At 46.0% G+C, this 1,297-nt stretch carries 1 protein-coding gene; it reads right to left on the reverse strand.

Annotated elements, in window-relative coordinates:
- Nucleotides 1-33: 33 nt before the first annotated feature.
- Nucleotides 34-1,244, reverse strand: a protein-coding gene (locus JYB63_RS22535) for an IS3 family transposase (RefSeq protein WP_205660181.1) whose coding sequence is annotated in 2 segments (ribosomal slippage) — nucleotides 34-899 and nucleotides 899-1,244 — 1,212 coding nt in all. Because the reading frame shifts where the segments join, the coding sequence is not laid out codon by codon here.
- Nucleotides 1,245-1,297: the final 53 nt, after the last annotated feature.

Consider the following 1,297-nt stretch of genomic DNA (forward strand, 5'->3'; position numbering starts at 1 on the left):
AGTGTCTAGTCCTGATATAGGTTGACACTTATTTCATACAAACGCCCGATGCACCTCATCGGGCGTTTTATATTCCAGTGACAAGTGAGGGCGCCGCTGGTTATACATCCTGACCGACTCATCAACCATTATCTTCGCCTGCTCTATATCATCCGGTTTGCGGATCAGATACTCATTTTTAAGAATGCCGTTAACCCGCTCCGCCAAAGCATTTTGATAACAGTCGTAACCATCTGTCATCGAACAGCGTACATTATGTTTCTGATGGATTTGCTGATATTCCGCTGAACAATATTGAATACCACGATCTGAATGGTGTACCAACCCTTCCTTCACGTGACGTCCCTTCAGAGCCTTTTTGAAGGCTTGCGATACTGACGCTGTTTTCAGATTATCGTGCACATGGTATCCCACAATCTTTCGTGAATACGCATCTGTTACCAAGCTCAGATACGCTTCTCCTGTTCGAACTGGCAAGTAAGTAATGTCGGCAACCCATACCTGTTCTGCCCGAACGGCCGTGACCTGATAATCACCAGACTTCAATAAGTTAGGGTGACGGTAGAACCGGTGACGACTGTGCGTAGTTTTATGGTACGCCCGTTTAGTCGGTACCAGTAAGCGATGTTTTCTCAGCAAGTTAAACAGCTTATCCCGTCCGGGAGATAAGCCTGTCCGTTGCATCAGTTTCTGAAGTTTACGTACACCAATGCGCGGCTGTTGCAGCCGTTCCTGTTTAACAAAGCCGAGAACTTGTAACTCGAACAGTTCCTGTTGAGCCTCATAGCGGCACTGCTTGTAGTAAGCCTGCCGACTAATGCTTAGATATTGACAGGCACGAGTAACAGAAAGCCGGGTTACCGTTTTCGTTTGGATGACTTTGCGGGCAGCTTTTTTGTGACACGCACTCCGTAGTCTTTCTTCAGCACATCAACCACGGCTTCGAAAAATTCAGCTTTTTGCTGAGTTTCGGCAAGTTGTTGTTCAAGTTCTTTGATTCGCTGCTCGGGTGTTTGAGTCTCGGACATAGAAGCCCCTTTCGTTGGTTTAAAAGGTAATGTGCCCAAGTTCCAATCTAGCTTGCCGTGCTTACGAAGCCAAACTAAAACCGTAGAACGCCCCTGAATACCATAACGGCTCTGAGCTTGTCGGTATGTCATTTCGCCTTTTTCAACCTGATCCACCACAGCTAATTTAAAGGCAAGAGAATAATCTCGCTGAGTACGCTTAGTGATTGTTGTCATAACACTTTCCAAATTTAAGGTTAGAAAGTGTCAACCTTATTCAGGACGGGTCA

The sequence above is a fragment of the Aliamphritea spongicola genome (assembly GCF_017051665.1).
Classification (GTDB): Bacteria; Pseudomonadota; Gammaproteobacteria; order Pseudomonadales; family Balneatricaceae; genus Amphritea; species Amphritea spongicola.